Genomic DNA, 12,994 nt, shown 5'->3' with positions numbered 1-12,994 from the left:
AGCAAGAGATGTAAAAAAGCCGGCAGGGATCAGTGCCCGATGATTTTCAGAAGGGCATCACTGCCGAGGGTCTTCTGGATGGATTCGATCTGAATTCTCTGCGGAATCGGATAGCGGTCTTTCCAGTCACCGATCCAGTCTTCTTTCATGAGCTTCTCACGAAGTCCTGCATCATTTTCCCGCAGGGCCTGATCCATCACATAGGAACGGACGAGACCGTATCTGGAAAGCTGATACGGGGTGATGCAGGAAGAGATTCCAGCTTCCTGACATGCGCTCAGCAGCATATGGTGCATTGCCCGGTAGTTGTATTCCAGATGTCTGGAAGTCAGAAAGAAGTTTCTCGTATCCGTGGACTCTCCGGTATAGGAATAGTAATCGAGCAGGCTCTTCTCGAAGTCTTCTGAGAAAAAGAATGTTCCGGTATAGCTCCAGGTGATCGTGCGGCCAGAAGAACGGCGCACATAGCGGACCGGATAGTTATCGAGAAAATAAGAGGATTCTTTCCAGAACTTCGAAGTGTTTTCCAGGAAGGTTCCTTCTTCGAGGTGCACGGAAATCGGACCGGATTCATGCCGGCGTCTGCCGGTGAAATTGCTGATCTTCAGATTCTGGACCTGCGTAGGCGTCAGCCCGATATTCATCATGAGTCTCAGAATCAGGGCGTCTTCTTTATCCAGTTTCGGAAGAACTGCACGCAGCTTGGCAACATCAGAAGGAGATGGGAACATCTCCATCGTGTATTCCGTGCGCTTGCGTTCCTCATTCTTCAATAAGCCGCTGAAGGGATTCTTATAATCAGGCCAGAGGTCAGGATTGCTTGCAATTCTGGCACTGATTGCGCGCAGAGTTGCTTTGTAGCGATGGGCGGTGTTCGGGGAAAGTGTTCCGGCTTCCTGGCGTTCATCCAGGAAACGGAAATATTCCTCGGCATCTTCATGGCTCATCGTGGTGATGCGGAGCCTGCCGTTGTCATACGAATGGAGAAGGTTCAGAACCTTCCGGTAATCATTGACGGTGGAGGTATGGGATTCAAGTCCTTCGGTGACAGTATTCCATTCTTCCTGGCTGAGGCCAACAGGGATTCTTGCGTTCATGTAGCTGCTTATGCAGAAGAGAACTTCTGCTTGTCCTTTCTCCCTGATCAGGCAGGGGATGAATGAAAACCACTAAAATGACGCCGTGGTCAAAGCACAGTCATATTACACAGGTAAGTTTCGATTTTCAAGCGGAAAAATTGTCTGCTGAACAAAAAAGCAAAATTTGATCATAAAACAGTGGAGAAAAGACAGGGTCCGCGGAGACCAGGAAAGCGCATTCACATAATCTCACACATTTCTGACAAACTTCTGCGATACCGGCTGAGTACTATGATAATGCAATCAGAAATGGTTGCCCTGAAATACTCGCTCCCCCCTTTAGCAAGTAGTTCAGCGATTCTATCCCCTATATAATAAGAAGAGAGAGACCCGCGAGGGTCTTTTCTCTTGGTACAAAGGATAGGAATGATATAGAGAATCGATTATACTTTTCGTGCGGGAGAAGTATGAAATATATATTCCTGGATATTGATGGAACGCTGTTCAGTTCCAGAATCAACGGAGTTCCGGAATCTGCGCTGAAAGCAGTGCGGATCGCCAGAGAAAAAGGCAGCCGGATTTTCTTATGCACGGGCAGAAGTCTTGCTGAGTGTGCAGATTATTTCCGTTTTGATACGAATGGATTCCTGTTCGGAGCAGGCGCGATGATCTATGCTGATGGGAAACGGATCTATGATCATCCGTTTGAAAGCAGTGAGGTGCAGAAGATCAAGGATCTGATCCGTTCCTGCGGGTTCTGCTGGATGGCAGAAGGTGCGGCAGGTGCTTATTATGATGAAGACTCCAAGTACTACATTGCCAAGTATTATGCAGGGCATGAAGTGACGGATCCGGATGAGGCACGGTATCTCTGCGTGAAGCATAACGTTTATCCGGAGATGTATGAAGACGCTGATGAGAAGATCTACAAGTTCTGTGCCTATGCGCCGTATGACAGTGATTACAGCAGGCTGAGGAACAGCCTGCCGGATCAGTGTGCGCTGAATTTTTCTTATCATTCTCCGGAGATGTTCGACTGTGCGGAGATCACGGATAAGACCATCAATAAAGCAACCGGGATTCAGCGGGTGCTGGAATATTTTCATGCGGATCGTTCGGAGGCTGTCGGAATCGGCGACAGCGAGAATGATATACCGATGATGCATGCATGCGGCATCGGAATTGCGATGGGCAATGCAATGCCTTCGGTGAAGGAACAGGCTGACTGGGTTACAACCGATATTCTGGATGACGGGATCTGGAATGCGTTTGAGCATATCGGTATTTTGTGAGGGAGGAAAAATCATGGGAGAAGTAATGTGTCCGCATTGTGGCAGCAAGGAAACAGTGAAGAACGGAGAAAGCTATCAGTGCAAGGATTGCGACCGGGTCTTCGGCAGGGATCATGAGACAGATGATGGTCTGAATCTGGAAGAGGTCATGACTGGCCTGCGGTTCAGCTATGAACAGTCAGAAGATCGCAGTATTCATATGCGCTTTGCGGAAGAAGAGAATGTTCCGGATGTGGTATATGAGTTCTATACTGCGGAGAACGGGAAGATTTCCAAGGAAGCAGATGTCATCAGCCTCAAGGAGTGGAACGAGCTGAAGCATATGCTGATCTATAATCTGTTTGTATGCGACTGGGATCGTCAGTATTTTCCGGTCAATGATGGTTCTGAACCTCTGATCGGGCAGAGATGGCGTCTCGATCTGATTCTGCAGGGAGAGGATCAGGAGATTTCATATCGCGGAGATGGGGTGCTGCCTCCGTATTTCCGTCAGCTGACAGCCCTTCTGAAGAAGTACGCAAAGTCATGAAGACCATCCGGGTTGCGGCTGCAGTCATCCGGAGAGGAAGTCAGATTCTGGCAGCAGAGCGCGGGTACGGAGAGTTCAGGGATGGCTGGGAATTTCCCGGAGGAAAGATCGAATCGGGTGAGACTGCTGAAGAAGCCTTGAAGCGCGAGCTGAAAGAAGAGATGAATGCGGAAGTGATCGTGAATGAGAAGATCACGACAGTGGAAATGGATTATCCGGAGTTTCATCTCTCGATGGATGCGTTTCTGGTTTCTCTTGCAGACGATCATTTTGAACTGCTGGAACATGAAGCTGCATGCTGGCTGGATTATCAGCATCTGGATGATGTGAACTGGCTGCCGGCTGATCAGGAGATTGTCCGGGTCCTGAAAGAGAAGTATATGAAAGGCTGCTGAGGCAGCCTTTTGTATCAGCCGAGGATGGACATCAGCTGTTCTTTTGTGATAGATGCACTGCTCATCTCTTCGCCGGAAAGGATTTCTCCGGCAAGGTCTGCTTTCTGTTCGGCAAGTTTCAGAATGCGTTCTTCGATGGTGTCTTTGACGATCAGGCGGTAGACGGAGACAATCTTATCCTGGCCGATGCGGTGAGCGCGGTCGGTTGCCTGGTTTTCCACAGCCGTATTCCACCATGGATCATAGTGGATGACGATATCTGCAGCCGTCAGGTTCAGACCGGTTCCGCCGGCTTTCGTGGAAATGCAGAAGATCGGAACATCATCGTTCTGGAACTGTTCTACCATTTTGCTGCGTTCTTTGATGGTGGTGGAGCCAGTCAGCAGGTGATACCGGATTCCGCGTTCTTCCAGGCGCCTGACCAGAAGATCAAGCATGGTGGTGAACTGGGAGAAGAGCAGGATCTTGTGGCCTTCGCTGGCGGCACGGTCAATGAGATCGATGCAGAGGTCTTCCTTTGCGGAGTTTCCCTTGTACGTATCATAAACCAGCGCAGGCGAGCAGCAGAGCTGACGGAGTCTCGTGAGTTCGGCAAGTACTGCGATGCGGTTCTTGCGGAATTCTTCGTCGCTCTGTTTTCCGAGCATGATCTTCAGACGCTGCACGCGGGCATCGTAGAGTTCTTTCTGTTCGCCTTCCAGCGGGGCATAGGATACTTCTTCCAGCTTGTCGGGAAGGTCTTTGAGAACATTCTGCTTGAGTCTTCTGAGAATGAATGGGGCAATCATCTCACGCAAGCGGTTCATGGTCTCTTCATCCTGATCCCGGACGATCGGCAGTTCATAGGCATTGCGGAAGTGGCGGTACGTGAACAGGAATCCGGGCATCAGATAATCGAAGATCGACCAGAGCTCGCTGAGCCGGTTTTCAATCGGGGTTCCGGTCAGGGCAATGCGGAAGGAGGCATTGATTTCCTTGACGGAAGATGCTGCCTGGGTAGCCGCATTCTTGATGTACTGAGCTTCATCGATGACTTCGATATCGAAGTGATGGCCTTCATAGAGTTCGACATCACGCTTGATGGAGTCATAGCTGGTGATCAGAATCTCATTGGCAGTATGAGTATGAATGAGTTCTTCTCTCTGGGCGGCATTGCCGATGACCATGACCGTTTCAAGATCCGGAGCGAACTTCGTGAACTCATTGGACCAGTTGTAGACCAGCGAAGCAGGACAGATGATCAGGGTGTGATGCTTCGGAAGAGACTTGATCAGGGAGATAACCTGGACGGATTTTCCTAAGCCCATCTCATCCGCGAGCAGTCCGGCAAAGCCATTGTGCTGCAGGGCAGAGAGCCAGCGGAATCCGGCTTTCTGATAGTCTCGAAGTACCTGATCCAGTTCTTCCGGAATCGGATAGTCCGTGAGCTCAATCGAATGAATCTGCGAGACCAGGTTCCGGAAATATTCATCTCTGGAAATCAGCAGGCTTGTATCATTCTCGGCTGCCTGGTCCAGAACCATGGCCCGGTATTTCGGAATGGACACTTTTCCTTTCCTGATCTGGGCATTGGAAAGCTGGAGCTGTTCATTCAGCTTTGCCATCTCTGCCATCTCGTCTTCGTCGACGTTCAGGAATGTGCCGTTCTTCAGGCGGTAGTATTTCTTCTTCGGCGTATAGCGGGAAAGGATCTCCGCAAGGTCTTCCAGGGTTCTGTGATCCTGGGAAAGATCCAGCTGCAGCAGATCATGATTCACAGAGATGCCGACTGAGATCTTCGGCATCGTGCGGACGGTGATCTTCTTCAGTGCGTCTGTGATGAATACTTCTGCTTTCTGACGGATCTGCTCGATGCCATTGGTCAGAAGATTATAGAGCTTGTCTTCGTCATCTGCTAAGACAAGGCGATGGTGTTCCTGATCGAAGCCGGTGAACATCGCAGAAATCATCTGATCAAACTGCTTCTCAGTTCTGATATCCCGGTATTCGCGGCCTTTCTCATAGCCTTCGAGGAGATTGAATTTCTGATCTTTATAAATTGCATAGACTTCGCAGGTGATGAAGCTGTCCTGGGGCATGTCCAGGTAGACCTGGAATTCCGGTTTCGGGGGAAGATATGCTTCGGGGCTGAAACCGATCGCCTGAACCTGCGGCTGTTCGGAGGGTGTCATCGTGCTCTGCAGGAATCCGCGGATATCCTTCTCAGCAAGAAACAGATCTGGTTTTCTGCTGATGAGATTCTGCAGGCGGATGCAGTTTCTGGAATGATCCGTCAGCGGAGAACGGAGAATCTTCTTTTCTTCCGGTGCTATGAAATAGAAATACCGGAGTCCGGAGAAGACCAGATTGTTTTTCCCCGACAGCGTATAGCCGTCTTTCGTCTTCTCAAGAGAGAACCCGAACTCCGGATTCCCGTCTACCAGGGTCCGGATGGTTTCCGGGTACGTGCTGCCTTTCGGTTCGCTTACGAACAGCTTCATGTTCCAGACAGATTCCATGAAGGCGTCTACCTGGTTTTTAGGAATCAGATAGCCGCTTTCGATATCGGACGTATAACCATCCCAGTAATATTCCGAGTGGCTGGTCAGAAATTTCTGATACAGGAGATTGATCAGAGGCTGACACTCCGGGACAAACGATTCGATGGAGGGAAAGAAATCCAGTTCCTTGCCATAGCGGATCTCAGTATGATTTGCCATTGCGGACGTTAGTTTCCCTACATCTTTCAGCTTGTACTTCCGCAAGCCAGTTCTTCCGATCTTCATATCAAGTGCGACGGAATTCGCACTGCGATTTCCTTCTGAAAGATGGACTTCAATCTCGACATCGCCGGACTGATCCGTGGCTGAAACAGAAAGTGTATCTGAAATGAAGTCTTTCAGATCCGGATCAGTATCTTTTTCCCGCCAGTCAGGCAGTTTTACATGGCCTTCTTCAACCGCTGTAAGGAACATGATGATCATGGCAGTCGCGTGCTGGCACGGATGCCAGAATCTAAAGTCCGGGCAGTCGCAGCTGGAATCGATGATCCGGTTCATGGAGATGTTGTAGCGCAGCGTCGTCCGGAAGATCCGGCCGGTGCTGAAATCTTTCACGTTCCCGGTCATTTCAATCACAGGGAGCTTATCAATCGTGTATGAAAGATTCCTAATTCCCCTGTAATTCAGAACCATCTGAGCAATCTCAACCGTACTCGGATTGAGGCTCCTAAGCAGATCATCAAGTTTTGACATCAGTTTCTCCGTATCCTCTAATTTTATCTGAAGTCAGAATCTTATGGGCGTTTATTTGTTTTTCCGGCAGAATCCTGATTCTCATTGAAACGGAGAAAATGAACAACTATCATACAATTCATGAGAAAAACGGTCAGTTCTGACATGACATCAGGAGATCTGCGCAGACAGATCATCACGTTTGCGTTTCCGATCTTCCTCGGAAATCTGTTTCAGCTGTTCTACAACACTGCAGATTCTTTCATTGTCGGAAACTATGTCGGCGCAGAAGCATTGGCGGCTGTATCCTCTACGAGTGCGCTGATCTCGATCCTGGTCGGGTTCTTCCAGGGTTTTTCGGTAGGTGCAGGGATTGTGACTGCCCGCAATATCGGAAAACATGATGAAGAAGAAGTTCAGAAAAGTGTTCATACTTCCGCGGCCATGGGACTTGCGCTGACCGTGCTGGTTTCGATCCTGGGAGTTCTGATCTCAGAGCCGATCATGAAGCTCATGAACACGCCATCCGATATTCTGAACGATGCGGTGACGTATCTGAGCATTTACTTTGCCGGAGCCGCCGGTCTGATCATGTACAACATGTTCGTGAGCACGCTGCAGGCATCGGGAGACAGCCGGAATCCGCTCTATTATCTGATCATCAGCTCGCTGCTGAATATCGTTCTCGATATCGTCTTCATCCGCAATTTCCATCTCGGCGTTGCCGGGGCAGCGTATGCGACGGTCCTGACTCAGATCATCAGTGCGCTGCTGGCAATGGCAAACCTGATGCACCGGAAGGATTCTATCCATCTCAGCCTCAGAAAAATCCGTTTTGATCAAGAGATCCTGACGCAGATGATCCGCTTCAGCGGAATCGGTTTCTCAATGTCCGGGGCAAAGGAAGAAGTCAGAAAGAGTGCGGACTATATAACAGACTCCGTTTCAGAGGCGATTGAAATCCTGAGAAACCGATAAGAAGAAAATCATCATAGCATGCATGAGGAACCAGGAGGGAAAATGGCAGGAAGTAAGCGGATTACGTTAACCTCTGATCTATGAACACTCGCTGCGAAATGTGGCGATTTTTTTTGCAAAGTCCATTTCCGATGCTCTTACAAGTAACCGGCGAGAAAGCCCAAGTGCTTCAGCCGTGGGAGTGTCAAAATTGAGATTCCATTGAAAAACCACACTGATGATTTTCTGAATCATCAGTGTGGCCTTTCTGCTTAACTGAAGCTCATATCAAAGCCCTGTTTCCTGACTGTAACTTAATGCCCTTGGCTGCCTGGAAGGACTGGTCGAAAAGAACAGTCTCTCCATCGGCATCACACGGCTTTATGAAAATCTGGTTGCTTCCAAGCTGCTCTGCTGGCAGAGCCTTCAGGCCATCACCTTAGGCTGGCGTATTCTGAAGCAGAACCTGACTTCAGTTGAAAAAACGGCTACTATACTATCATGCCGATGATGGATCTGATGACCTTCGAGGATCCGTGTCTTCTGCAGATGATGGACTCTGAGAAAGATGACAAGCAGGAACAGCTGCAGACGCTCTACTTTTGTCTGAAGTACGCAGGCAATACGAGCAAAGTCGGGCAGAAATTGTTTCTCCAGCGCAATAGCGTTCTCTACCGTATGGAAAAGATCCAGCCTTCTGCAAATCAGAATCTTGAAGATTGGGAAGAAGACATGCGGCTGATGCTTTCCTTTGCGTTCCTCATATATCTGGGAATGATGAAATTCGTCTGATTACCAGAGGTAGATGTAGCCAAGCAGAGCCTGAGCGCTTCTGCTGGTATAGGCAGGGAACCAGCCTTCATGGTATCCGCCCATGTATCCGCCTTCAATGATATAGACACTGTTTCCGTCTTCGCTGACTVCAGATACATAGCCGACATGATGAGACCAGCAGACAATAGAACCAGCCTGAGGTACCGAAGAAACCGTATATCCCATTGAAGCAGCACTGTCATACCAGTTCGAAGCACTTCCGAAATCAGGCAGTGCGACGCCGGCATAAGTATTGGCCAGCTGCCATGCGGACCAGGTGCAGTTTCCCCATCCGCCATAATACGGATTCACTGCAGCTGTTTCCTGCCAGGAAGTATCTTCCCATTCTTCCGCATATACAGGTACGGAAGCTGCCATGGCGAACAGAGGCAGGCAGAGCAGGGCGCTCATCAGTTTGCGCATCAGTTTATTTTTCAAAATTGTGTTCTCCTTAGGCACGCATTTCTGCAGTGCTTGACGGAAATATACCGGAAAAAATTGGCACGATCAAGGTTGAGAAGAGCTGAACTAGTCATGCTGAAATCGATTTCATAATAACATCAAACATGCATGCATCAATGATTAAAAATGATGTAAATCGTCTGTCATAAACAAAATCAGAAGTATGCATGCAGACATGCAGACATGCATACATGCTTAGCACTATAAATACCTAACTGACAGAATATGTGACAATTCACATAAAGTGTATAAAAACGGCTTTAAATTCACAAAATCTGATCATTAATGCACAACCGTACTCTTCATAACATGCATATAAAACCATGCGTGAATGTACAATGAAATGATTGACAGAATACGATATAACCGCATGAACAGATGACTTGCAATCATTATTCTCATGAAATTGATCACTGCAAATGATGAGAAAAGCACTGCATATGGTCCGGATGCCTCAGAATGGATCAGAAATCAAGGAATCCGGGTTCTGAAAAGACAAAAAAGCAGCTGAGGTTCCGCGGCTTCAGGCCAGGAATTTCTCAGCTGCTCATTTCTGCTACATTGAAATCTTCTGCGTGATTTCCTGCGCTGCCGGAGTTGCGGCAAGACCGCCTTTGGCGGTTTCCCTCAGTTCGCATGGCATCATATGACCGATGGAGCGCATCGCGTCAATGACCTGATCGTGCGGTATTTTTGATTCGATGCCTGCCATTGCCATCTCGGCTGATGTGACCGCATTGACGCTGCCGATCACATTGCGCTTCACGCATGGCACTTCTACAAGCCCTGCAACCGGATCGCAGCTGAGGCCGAGGAGGCCTTTCAGAGCGATGGCGGCAGCGTTGGTGATCTGCTTGCCTGATCCGCCCAGCAGATAGGTCAGAGCACCTGCGGCCATCGCACTGGCGGAGCCGATCTCTGCCTGACAGCCGCCTTCTGCACCGGAAAGACTTGCCCGTCTTGCAATGACCCCGCCGATTCCTCCCGCTACGAAGAGTGCTTCGGTCATCTTGTCATCGCTGAGTCGGTTGCGTTCCTGAATGCTGAGCAGCACTGCTGGAACAACACCGCAGGATCCTGCTGTCGGTGCAGCGACAATGCGCTTCATGCATGCGTTGGATTCGGCAATACGCAGAGCTCGTTCCATCACTGCGGAAACGAATTCCCCGACGATCATCTCACCATTGGCACGGCGTACATGGATCTTGTAGGCTTCGCCTCCGACCAGGCCGCTGGATGATTTCAGATCCGGGTCATATTCAAAGTCTGATTCCTTCATGGCGAGATACATTTCCTTCATCTTCTGAAAGGATTCTTCTTCCGTTCTTCCTTCTTCGCGGCAGTCATGTTTCTGAACTGCTTTCCAGAACGGTATATTCTGTTCATCTGCTCTTCTGATGATTTTCTCCAGGGATGAATACATCTCAGTTCACCTCCTTCAGGCTGAGATAGGTTACTTTCAGAATGCCTTCCTGTGCTGCCAGCCAGTGCAGATCCTGATCTGGGATTTCCTGATCGAGTTCCAGTACGGTGACGGCGTGGCCTCCCCTGATATCGCGGTCCAGCTGCATCGTCGCGATATTGATTCTGCTGTGATACAGCATCTCTGAAATCAATGCGATCTTTCCAGGGGTATCATCGTTCTGGACAATCAGCGTCGGATGATCTCCGGAGAACACCGCTTTCAGCCCGTCAATGCGGCTGATCATGATCCGGCCGCCGCCGATCGAAGACGCAATGATCTCCAGGGTCTTGCCGGACTTTCCGGTCAGATTGAGCTTCACGGAATTCGGATGAGCGGATTCGCCGAGATCTGCAGCTCCGAACGTAAGCTTCAGACCCATGGCATCTGCAATTCTGAACGCATCCGGGATCCGCGGATCATCTACCCGCATTCCCATCAGGCCAGCAGTCAGTGCCCGGTCTGTGCCATGCCCTTTTCCGGTTGCCAGAAAAGACCCATGGAAATAGATCCCTGCCGAGACAATGGGCTCGCCCATCAGACATCTGGCAACTTCGCCAATCCTGGCTGCGCCGGCGGTATGAGAACTGGATGGTCCGACCATAACCGGCCCGATGATATCAAACAGCTGCATATTCGTGTCTCCTTAGCTGCTTCTGGAAGCAGCACTGCAATCCCGTTACACAATATCACACTATCTTTCCTGCCGGCATGAAATCCGCTCATGATCCGAAGAATGCTTTCATCAGTTTCCGAAAACTGATCAATGCTCTCAACGTATGCGCTTACATGCGTGCAGATTGCGCTATATACATATTTTTTCATTTATAATAACGAATGGAAAAGGTGAAGAATCTATGATCAAAGCAGTATTTCTGGATTATACGGGAACGATCCTGCAGGAAGGCGGACCGGATATTGAAGAAATGACCATGCGCTGTGCCAAGAACAGCAATGTGAAAGACCCGAGAGCCATGATGGAATGGTGGTTCCGCAATCTTCGGATTGAAGAAGAACGCAGCTATGGGGATTCCTTCCGCTCGGAAGAAGATATCTGCATGGATCTTCTGAAAAAAGCATCACGGGAACTTGGGCTGAAAGAAGACCTGAATCAGCTTCAGCAGCTGAATATCAACTACTGGATGTATGCTCCGCTCTATACGGACGTACTTCCGTTCTTTGAACGGTGCACGAAGCCGATCTACATCATCTCCAATAACAGCGACCGATATATCAGCGTCTGCCTGAAGCGCAACGGCCTGCATGTCAATGGCATTGTCTGCGGAGATATGGTGAAAGCATACAAGCCGCATAAGGAACTGTTCGAGAAGGCTCTGGAACTGAGCGAATGCAGTCCGGAAGAAGTAATTCATATCGGCGATTCCATCAATGATATGAAAGGCGCTTCTGATGCCGGCATCACGCCGATTCTGCTGGATCGGAAAAAGAAAGCAGACCACTCGGATTTCAAGGTGATCCACAGTCTGCTGGAAGGGATCCGCAGCGTATGCGAGTAACCTTCTATTACGTAAGGCACGGTCAGACCCTCTTCAACAAGATCCGCCGTCTGCAGGGAAGCTGTGACAGCCCGCTCACCGAGCAGGGCATCCGGGAAGCTGAGAAAGCTGCAGAAGCACTCCGTTCGGTTCCGTTTACAAGAGCCTATTGCTCCAGCAGCGAGCGGGCTGTCGATACGGCAGCGATCATTCTGAAAGAACGGTCGCTGAAGGCAGAGCCGATGAAAGGACTCAAGGAGTTTGACTTCGGACTGATGGATGGCGCACTGATTGAGCAGGTGAAGCCGGAGATGACGGAGCGCAGAAAAAAAGATTCGTGGAAGGATATCGGCGGGGATGATACCGAATCCATCACGAATCGCATCATCAGAACGTTCTCCGAGATTCTCTCGGAGTGCAAGGATGGCGATCGGGTGCTGATTGTGTCCCATGGAAGCTACTGCCTGCATATGCTGAAGCCGCTGTTCGGCATTGATCCGGTGAAGTTCAGGGAAGAACGTTCCGAAAACGGAGCCTTTCCGGTTCCTAACGGAGGCATCATGAAATTCGAATGGGCAGATGGCAGCTGGAAGATGCTGGAACTGCCGACAGAACCAGAGAAGTTTCACGACTGATCTGGTTTTTCTTTAACCTCCTGCTCACGCATGATGGCCCGGATACTCGGATAGCGATACGTTTTCAGCTCGGCAATCGGCATCGGTTCGCTGTAGAGGATAGAGCTGTAGCAGGTGCTGCTGACGAGTTCGATGATCAGATAGATCATGACGAGGGGATCCTTGTATTTGACGGAGGATTCCTCGATGGCATCATTGAAGACCGTTGCGAAATCAACGGTATCATTCTCGCTGGTGAGAACGTTCCTGAAGACTCCCCATGACAGGTTCTTATATATAAAGGATAGCGTCGGCTTGTCTCTGGTCAGCTGATCGATGATGTTGTCGGACATGCCGATGATTTTGTCTTCCATAGAACGGATTTCCGGCTGTGCTTCGATTGCCTGCTTTGCTTTCAGGAAGATCTGAGCAGACTTATGAGCAATGATGTGGTTGCGGATGTCGTATTTATCCTTGAAGTAGGAATAGAATGTTCCTTTCCCCAGACCGGCCCGTTCCGTGATATCGGAAATGGTCGTATGGTTGACCCCGTTGGAAGAGAACAGATCAAAAGCGGTGCTCATCAGAGCATCTTTTTTGATTCGTTTGTTCTGTGCTGCTTTTCCGTCCGTTCTCATATCTTTATTGAAATATAGCCATTTTCCGGAAAGAGTCAATTTTTC

General features: G+C 49.4%; 13 protein-coding genes. 7 read left to right on the top strand and 6 right to left on the bottom strand.

Annotated elements, in window-relative coordinates:
• Positions 1-29: 29 nt before the first annotated feature.
• Entirely contained in the window at positions 30-1,097 is a 1,068-nt protein-coding gene (locus FYJ51_RS06740) for a hypothetical protein (RefSeq protein WP_154504402.1), read from the bottom strand.
• A gap of 449 nt (positions 1,098-1,546) precedes the next feature.
• Between FYJ51_RS06740 and FYJ51_RS06735 the strand changes: the two genes are divergently transcribed.
• From FYJ51_RS06735 to FYJ51_RS06725, 3 genes are read left to right on the top strand one after another with little or no spacing between them, the layout of a single operon-like run.
• A complete protein-coding gene (locus FYJ51_RS06735; RefSeq protein WP_154504400.1) occupies positions 1,547-2,371 on the top strand; it encodes an HAD family hydrolase in 825 nt (274 codons plus the stop codon).
• 13 nt (positions 2,372-2,384) lie between these two features.
• Positions 2,385-2,900 carry an IS1/IS1595 family N-terminal zinc-binding domain-containing protein gene (locus FYJ51_RS06730; protein WP_105302520.1) on the top strand — a complete coding sequence of 172 codons (516 nt, stop codon included), beginning with the start codon at positions 2,385-2,387 and terminating at the stop codon, positions 2,898-2,900.
• Positions 2,897-3,295, top strand: a complete 399-nt coding sequence (locus FYJ51_RS06725; protein WP_154504398.1) for a (deoxy)nucleoside triphosphate pyrophosphohydrolase — start codon at positions 2,897-2,899, stop codon at positions 3,293-3,295. The genes FYJ51_RS06730 and FYJ51_RS06725 overlap by 4 nt, the downstream gene beginning before the upstream one ends.
• Before the next feature lie 14 nt (positions 3,296-3,309).
• Here the strand turns inward: FYJ51_RS06725 and FYJ51_RS06720 are convergent, their stop codons facing one another.
• Entirely contained in the window at positions 3,310-6,528 is a 3,219-nt protein-coding gene (locus FYJ51_RS06720; protein WP_154504396.1) for a DEAD/DEAH box helicase, read from the bottom strand.
• A 120-nt stretch (positions 6,529-6,648) separates the two neighbouring features.
• Between FYJ51_RS06720 and FYJ51_RS06715 the strand changes: the two genes are divergently transcribed.
• Entirely contained in the window at positions 6,649-7,485 is an 837-nt protein-coding gene (locus FYJ51_RS06715; RefSeq protein WP_154504395.1) for an MATE family efflux transporter, read from the top strand.
• A gap of 498 nt (positions 7,486-7,983) precedes the next feature.
• On the top strand, positions 7,984-8,256 hold the full coding sequence (locus FYJ51_RS06710; RefSeq protein WP_205946224.1) for a helix-turn-helix domain-containing protein: 273 nt from the start codon (positions 7,984-7,986) through the stop codon (positions 8,254-8,256).
• Here FYJ51_RS06710 and FYJ51_RS06705 read toward each other — a convergent pair whose 3' ends face one another.
• The 3 genes from FYJ51_RS06705 to sdaAB all read right to left on the bottom strand — a co-directional run bounded on the left by FYJ51_RS06705 (position 8,257) and on the right by sdaAB (position 10,835).
• Positions 8,257-8,715 (bottom strand): CHAP domain-containing protein, encoded by a 459-nt coding sequence (locus tag FYJ51_RS06705; RefSeq protein WP_154504391.1) that lies wholly within the window; start codon positions 8,713-8,715, stop codon positions 8,257-8,259.
• Between the two features lie 580 nt (positions 8,716-9,295).
• Entirely contained in the window at positions 9,296-10,162 is an 867-nt protein-coding gene (gene sdaAA, locus FYJ51_RS06700) for an L-serine ammonia-lyase, iron-sulfur-dependent, subunit alpha (protein WP_154504389.1), read from the bottom strand.
• A 1-nt stretch (position 10,163) separates the two neighbouring features.
• Entirely contained in the window at positions 10,164-10,835 is a 672-nt protein-coding gene (gene sdaAB, locus FYJ51_RS06695; protein ID WP_105302528.1) for an L-serine ammonia-lyase, iron-sulfur-dependent subunit beta, read from the bottom strand.
• A 223-nt stretch (positions 10,836-11,058) separates the two neighbouring features.
• Between sdaAB and FYJ51_RS06690 the strand changes: the two genes are divergently transcribed.
• Complete coding sequence (locus tag FYJ51_RS06690) at positions 11,059-11,718, top strand: HAD family hydrolase (RefSeq protein WP_167836415.1); 660 nt, start codon at positions 11,059-11,061, stop codon at positions 11,716-11,718.
• Entirely contained in the window at positions 11,709-12,332 is a 624-nt protein-coding gene (locus tag FYJ51_RS06685) for a histidine phosphatase family protein (protein WP_154504387.1), read from the top strand. The genes FYJ51_RS06690 and FYJ51_RS06685 overlap by 10 nt, the downstream gene beginning before the upstream one ends.
• Here FYJ51_RS06685 and FYJ51_RS06680 read toward each other — a convergent pair.
• On the bottom strand, positions 12,323-12,895 hold the full coding sequence (locus FYJ51_RS06680; RefSeq protein ID WP_205946223.1) for a TetR/AcrR family transcriptional regulator: 573 nt from the start codon (positions 12,893-12,895) through the stop codon (positions 12,323-12,325). The two genes, FYJ51_RS06685 and FYJ51_RS06680, sit on opposite strands and share 10 nt — an antisense overlap.
• Positions 12,896-12,994 lie beyond the last annotated feature (99 nt).

This window comes from Stecheria intestinalis (assembly GCF_009696165.1).
Taxonomy (GTDB): domain Bacteria; phylum Bacillota_I; class Bacilli_A; order Erysipelotrichales; family Erysipelotrichaceae; genus Bulleidia; species Bulleidia intestinalis.
Note: the sequence above shows the minus strand (reverse complement) of the source record. Positions and strands in the feature narration are given on the sequence as shown.

Excerpts from the sequence above, each read along its gene's own strand:
- FYJ51_RS06740 (WP_154504402.1), bottom strand. The coding sequence starts at position 1,097 with ATGAACGCAAGAATCCCTGTTGGCCTCAGCCAGGAAGAATGGAATACT.
- FYJ51_RS06735 (WP_154504400.1), top strand. The coding sequence starts at position 1,547 with ATGAAATATATATTCCTGGATATTGATGGAACGCTGTTCAGTTCCAGA.
- FYJ51_RS06730 (WP_105302520.1), top strand. The coding sequence starts at position 2,385 with ATGGGAGAAGTAATGTGTCCGCATTGTGGCAGCAAGGAAACAGTGAAG.
- FYJ51_RS06725 (WP_154504398.1), top strand. The coding sequence starts at position 2,897 with ATGAAGACCATCCGGGTTGCGGCTGCAGTCATCCGGAGAGGAAGTCAG.
- FYJ51_RS06720 (WP_154504396.1), bottom strand. The coding sequence starts at position 6,528 with ATGTCAAAACTTGATGATCTGCTTAGGAGCCTCAATCCGAGTACGGTT.
- FYJ51_RS06715 (WP_154504395.1), top strand. The coding sequence starts at position 6,649 with ATGAGAAAAACGGTCAGTTCTGACATGACATCAGGAGATCTGCGCAGA.
- FYJ51_RS06710 (WP_205946224.1), top strand. The coding sequence starts at position 7,984 with ATGACCTTCGAGGATCCGTGTCTTCTGCAGATGATGGACTCTGAGAAA.
- sdaAA (WP_154504389.1), bottom strand. The coding sequence starts at position 10,162 with ATGTATTCATCCCTGGAGAAAATCATCAGAAGAGCAGATGAACAGAAT.
- sdaAB (WP_105302528.1), bottom strand. The coding sequence starts at position 10,835 with ATGCAGCTGTTTGATATCATCGGGCCGGTTATGGTCGGACCATCCAGT.
- FYJ51_RS06690 (WP_167836415.1), top strand. The coding sequence starts at position 11,059 with ATGATCAAAGCAGTATTTCTGGATTATACGGGAACGATCCTGCAGGAA.
- FYJ51_RS06685 (WP_154504387.1), top strand. The coding sequence starts at position 11,709 with ATGCGAGTAACCTTCTATTACGTAAGGCACGGTCAGACCCTCTTCAAC.
- FYJ51_RS06680 (WP_205946223.1), bottom strand. The coding sequence starts at position 12,895 with ATGAGCACCGCTTTTGATCTGTTCTCTTCCAACGGGGTCAACCATACG.